The sequence below is a fragment of the Citrobacter sp. NCU1 genome, assembly GCF_010231475.1.
GTDB lineage: Bacteria > Pseudomonadota > Gammaproteobacteria > Enterobacterales > Enterobacteriaceae > Citrobacter_D.
In genome coordinates this window covers 1-5,074 of record NZ_NRDO01000147.1, presented here as the reverse complement: position 1 = coordinate 5,074, position 5,074 = coordinate 1, and the positions used below count along the sequence as shown (strand labels likewise).

9 protein-coding genes are annotated in these 5,074 nt (G+C 62.0%); all 9 read right to left on the bottom strand.

The annotated features are described in order from the left end of the window. Window positions 1-185 (bottom strand): DUF3330 domain-containing protein (locus CJP72_RS25050; RefSeq protein WP_162383909.1); only part of this gene is annotated, 185 nt, incomplete at its 3' end. 15 nt (window positions 186-200) lie between these two features. Then, window positions 201-452 carry a broad-spectrum mercury transporter MerE gene (gene merE / locus CJP72_RS25045; RefSeq protein ID WP_162383908.1) on the bottom strand — a complete coding sequence of 84 codons (252 nt, stop codon included), beginning with the start codon at window positions 450-452 and terminating at the stop codon, window positions 201-203. Then, window positions 449-814, bottom strand: a complete 366-nt coding sequence (gene merD, locus CJP72_RS25040; protein ID WP_000995361.1) for a mercury resistance co-regulator MerD — start codon at window positions 812-814, stop codon at window positions 449-451. The genes merE and merD overlap by 4 nt, the downstream gene beginning before the upstream one ends. A gap of 111 nt (window positions 815-925) precedes the next feature. Continuing rightward, entirely contained in the window at window positions 926-1,564 is a 639-nt protein-coding gene (gene merB / locus CJP72_RS25035) for an organomercurial lyase MerB (RefSeq protein ID WP_000761850.1), read from the bottom strand. A 14-nt stretch (window positions 1,565-1,578) separates the two neighbouring features. Then, window positions 1,579-3,291, bottom strand: coding sequence for a mercury(II) reductase (gene merA / locus CJP72_RS25030; RefSeq protein ID WP_162383907.1), 1,713 nt, complete (start codon window positions 3,289-3,291; stop codon window positions 1,579-1,581). A gap of 38 nt (window positions 3,292-3,329) precedes the next feature. Continuing rightward, window positions 3,330-3,752 (bottom strand): organomercurial transporter MerC, encoded by a 423-nt coding sequence (gene merC / locus CJP72_RS25025; RefSeq protein WP_005413394.1) that lies wholly within the window; start codon window positions 3,750-3,752, stop codon window positions 3,330-3,332. 8 nt (window positions 3,753-3,760) lie between these two features. Further along, a complete protein-coding gene (locus CJP72_RS25020) occupies window positions 3,761-4,399 on the bottom strand; it encodes a tetratricopeptide repeat protein (RefSeq protein ID WP_010981355.1) in 639 nt (212 codons plus the stop codon). A 16-nt stretch (window positions 4,400-4,415) separates the two neighbouring features. Next, complete coding sequence (gene merP / locus CJP72_RS25015) at window positions 4,416-4,691, bottom strand: mercury resistance system periplasmic binding protein MerP (protein WP_005413396.1); 276 nt, start codon at window positions 4,689-4,691, stop codon at window positions 4,416-4,418. 15 nt (window positions 4,692-4,706) lie between these two features. Next, complete coding sequence (merT, locus tag CJP72_RS25010; RefSeq protein WP_031623830.1) at window positions 4,707-5,057, bottom strand: mercuric ion transporter MerT; 351 nt, start codon at window positions 5,055-5,057, stop codon at window positions 4,707-4,709. Between the last annotated feature and the right edge of the window lie 17 nt (window positions 5,058-5,074).

Here is a 5,074-nt window from a genome sequence, read left to right as displayed (position 1 = left end):
GCGGCATCGAGCGGAATTTCCTTGCAGCACACGCAGCAACTGGTGGCGGTCGGATCATTTGCATTCATGGTGGCACCCCTCCATTGACTGACGAAGACGGCGAATGCCGCCGCCGGCATCGGCTTTGCGAACAGAAAGCCTTGCCCGCGCTCGAACGCTTGGGCCCTCCGCCGTAGTCCATCCATCCGGCCGGGAAGCGCTCATGATCTTTCCCTGAATGCCCGCAACGCCCGCGCCAGTGACAGAAGAAACAGGCCGGTCAAACCGAGCGCCGTGATGACCCAATACTCGACAAGGAATGCACCGGCGGTTGNNGCACCGGCGGTTGTGCCGGCCAGCACGGCAGCGAGGATGGACAGGTGGCAGGGGCAAGTCAGCACGGCCAGCGTGCCCCACAGGTAGCCGGTGAACGGTTTGTGCGTCTCGGCCGGCATGCGCTCGGGGCTGTTCATGGCAAACTCTCCGCATGCTGTGCCGGCGCGGTCGGCATGGCGGCCAACTGCACTTCCAGATTGGCCAACGCTTCGCGCCGGCGTTCGACGAACTGACGCAGCACAGCAAGCTGCGCGGCAGTTTCATCGCAGTTCGCCGCATCCAGCGCCCGGCACAGCCGCGCCAATGCGCCGAGGCCGATGCCCGCCTCGAAGGCGGCCCGCACGAAGCACAGTCGCTGCAAGGCGGCGTCATCGAACAGGCCGTAGCCACCCGTGGTGCAGGCGACTGGCCGCAGCAATCCGCGCAGCAGGTAGTCGCGCACGATATGCACGCTCACCCCGGCATCAAGGGCCAGCCGGGACACCGTGTAGGCGTTCATCGAACACCTCCTTTTGGTCGGTTCACGGCAATGCATATACCGTTTCGCCGAGTTCAATCCGCGCGCTGCGAATCCGATGCCGGTGCCGTAGAACATTGGGTCGATATCCGATCACGGTGTCCTAGATGACATGGTCTGCAACAGATGTCGATTAAACTCCTGGCCCAAGCCGAAAGCCTCGTGGACACTGACGATCGCCAATCCTTCCAATCCTTGATGCTTGGAGGCCCAGTCTTCCGCCGTCGGGACAGATGCAAAGAAATGTACATGGCAACAGAAGGACTGACGAACGTCGGCTGCTTCCTGCGGCAATACCAAGGACACCGCCATGCCGGCAGGTTCGACAGCCTGTATCTCGCTGGGTGAAACCGTGAGTGAAACGGGTGCTCCGGTTGCAGCGCAATGCGATGAGACGCGAGCTGTACGGCCGATCAGCGCCGGAAATATCAAGGTGTCCAGCGCGCACCAGGCATACAGACGGCGGTCGTCAATTTCAAAGACATACGAAGTCTCGCGCAAGGTGAGGCCGTAGCCGATGATGTTCCCATCTTTGTCATATTCGGTACTGGTGGCCTGTTCGAGTACGGCGGCCACTCGCTCAGCGGGCCAGTCGAGAATCCCGGCAAGTGTCGTTCGTGAAACCGGACGCCCCTTGGCGAGTTCCCGCAGTAGCGGGACCAAGAGATCCGCAGTACCATTGGTACGATTGACCGAAGTGAGACGTTCTAAAATATATGGGGCGAGCTTCATGGTTCCATCTCCTTTCATCCTGCGCAGCAGGACAATTGTTTGACATCCTTGGTGAAGGTCTGCGCCGCGAGCTTCAGCCCCTCGACCATCGTNNCGAGCTTCAGCCCCTCGACCATCGTCAGGTAGGGGAACAACTGGTCAGCCAGTTCCTGTACGGTCATGCGGTTACGGATCGCGAGCACCGCCGTCTGGATCAGCTCGCCCGCTTCCGGGGCCACTGCCTGTACCCCAATGAGTCGTCCGCTACCTTCCTCGATTACCAGCTTGATAAAGCCGCGTGTGTCGAAGTTGGCGAGCGCACGCGGCACGTTATCCAGTGTTAGCAGGCGGCTGTCGGTCTCGATCCCGTCGTGGTGCGCTTCCGCCTCGCTGTAGCCCACAGTGGCGACCTGCGGATCGGTGAACACCACCGCCGGCATCGCGGTCAGATTGAGCGTAGCGTCTCCGCCGGTCATGTTGATGGCCGCACGGGTGCCGGCGGCCGCTGCCACATAGACGAATTGCGGCTGGTCAGTGCAGTCTCCTGCGGCATAAATGTGTGGCGTACTGGTGCGCATGCCCTTGTCAATGACGATGGCTCCCTGCGCATTGACGGCGACACCCGCCGCTTCCAGCGCCAAGCTGCGCGTGTTCGGCGTGCGGCCGGTAGCGACCAGCAACTTGTCGGCGCGCACTTCGCCGTGCCCTGTGGTCAGCACGAATTCGCCGTCCGCATAGGCGACCTGGCTGGCTTGCGTGTGTTCCAGAACCTTGATTCCTTCGGCACGAAAGGCGGCTGTGACGGCCTCACCGATGGCCGGGTCTTCGCGGAAGAACAGTGTGCTGCGCGCCAGGATCGTGACCTGGCTGCCCAGCCGGGCGAAGGCTTGCGCCAGTTCCAGCGCCACCACCGACGATCCGATCACGGCTAGGCGTTCGGGAATGGTGTCACTCACTAGGGCCTCGGTAGATGTCCAGTACGGCGTGCCTTTCAAACCAGTGATGGGCGGAATGGCCGGACTGGCACCAGTGGCGACCAGGCAGCGATCGAACACCACGACGCGCTCGCCGCCATCGTTCAAACGGACGGTAAGGCTTTGGTCATCCTTGAAACGCGCTTCACCATGCAGAACGGTGATGGCCGGGTTGCCATCCAGGATGCCTTCATACTTGGCGTGGCGCAGCTCATCGACGCGCGCCTGCTGCTGGGCCAGTAGTTTGCTGCGGTTAATCGCCGGCACAGTAGCCGCGATGCCATCGTCGAACGGACTTTCACGGCGCAGATGCGCAATGTGGGCGGCACGGATCATGATCTTGGACGGTACGCAGCCGATGTTGACGCAGGTGCCGCCGATAGTACCGCGCTCGATCAGCGTGACTTTCGCGCCTTGCTCGACGGCCTTCAGCGCCGCCGCCATTGCAGCGCCGCCGCTACCGATCACGGCGACCTGCAACTGGCGTTCACCGTCGCTGCCCTTGTCGGCGGTCCCCATCCAGCCGCGTACCTTGTCGAGTAGCCCGGCGCGGTTGTCCGTCGATAAGGTATCAGCGAACGTTGCCTTGTAGCCGAGTCCGGCCACGGCGGCAGTCAGTGCGTCCGATGCGGTGCCGGGGTCAAGGTCGAGTTGGGCCGCGCCCTTGGCGTAGGACACGACGGCCGACTGTACGCCGGGCACTTTCTCCAAGGCTTCCTTGACGTGCGTAGCGCACGAATCGCAGGTCATGCCGGTGATCTTAAGGGTGGTCATGTTTGTTCCTTCTCTGTTGTCGGCGACGGTCGTTTCCGTCAGCCATGTTGTGGTGGCAGTTCGCAGCCGTCCGGGCCGCAGCGGCGATGTGCCGGCGAGACGAAATCCCAGATCGACACCCCGACCATCAAGGCCAGACCGACGTACATCAGGTTCGCCGTCCACCAGTTGCCGAGAAGCCAAACCGTGGCCGCGAATACGATGGCCGGCCTGATCATGCCGAGCAGGCTGCGGTGCCATTGACGATGACTCAGCCAGCCCAGCGCGTTTGCTAACAGGGCGATGGCGGCAAACAGCGGCAATAGCCTGGAGATAAACAGGCCCTCGTATTCACTCAGGAAGCCCAGCCCTATGGCCGCGCCGAAACTGGCGATGGCTGGGAAACAAGCCGCGCAGCCCATCGCGGAAACGACGCTGCCGAGCGCTCCGGTTTTATCGGCGATGCGTGTAATCAAGCCCATGATGTCGCTCACTGCTTAACACTGGAACTTCTTGTCCATTCCATAGCCTGAGCATCGCCGTCCGCGATCTGCTCACGTGTCAATCTGGCCGCAAGCTCGGCGCGCAGCTTGACCGCGGTCTCGTCGCCGCGGGCGGCGGCGATGCCGAACCACTTGTACGCCTGGACCAGATCGGACGCGGCCGGAGCGACGCCCTTCGCGTACAGCTGTGCCAGCTTAACTTGCGCCTGTGTGTGGTTCTGCTCAGCGGAGCGGCGGTACCAATTCACGGCCTCGCTGTCGTCAGCGGGCACAGGCCGTGCGTGGCGACGATAGAAGGTGTCGTTGGCATGCCCTTCGTAGATGCGCGCGAGGTTGAACTGGGCGTCCGCCTCGCCCTGCTCTGCCGCTGAGCGGAACCACTTCCACGAGACTGCCTGATCCTGCGCGACGCCGATGCCGTACTTGTACGCCATGCCGGTGACGTTCTGCGCAATGGGTTCACCCGCTGTGGCCTTGCGCTCCCATTCGCTTTGCGTGGTAGGCGAGAGCGACTCGATGGCCGCCTCCATCCTTTTGAAGTCATAGGCCAACGCACCGACGCTCATGAGCATCAGAAGGCCGCTTACGACGGACGAACGTCCGTATCTAAACAAGTTACTCATCATCGCTTTCCGGGTAGATTTACTGCTTGACGCTGGACGGAAAGCCCGCGTCTCCGGTTGCCTTGATCAGCTTCTGCACGCTGGTCTTGGCATCATCGAACGTGACAACCGCTTCGCGTGTCTCGAAGGTCACGTCAATTTTGCTGACGCCTTCGACCTTGGAAATCGCCTTCTTGACGATGATCGGGCAGGTGGAGCAGGTCATGCCCGGTACGGACAGCGTGACGGTCTGGGTGGCGGCCCACACGGGGGCAACAACGGCAGCGAGGGCGAGGGCGGCAAACAGTTTTTTCATGATGAACTCCTGTGATTAATAGAAAAATGGCATGACGTAGGGAAATCCGAGCGAGACCAGGACCAGCGCGGCCACGATCCAGAAAATGAGCTTGTAAGTAGCTCGCACTTGGGGAATCGCGCAGACCTCACCCGGTTTGCAGGCTTGCGCCGGGCGGTAGATGCGCCGCCAGGCGAAAAACAGCGCGACCAGCGCTGCGCCGATGAAGATCGGGCGATAGGGTTCCAGCACCGTCAGGTTGCCGATCCATGCCCCGCTGAACCCCAAGGCGATCAAAACCAGCGGCCCCAGGCAGCAGGCCGACGCAAGAATGGCGGCCAGCCCACCGGCGAAGAGCGCGCCGCGCCCGTTTTGTGGTTCAGACATACGCTTGTCCTTTCAAA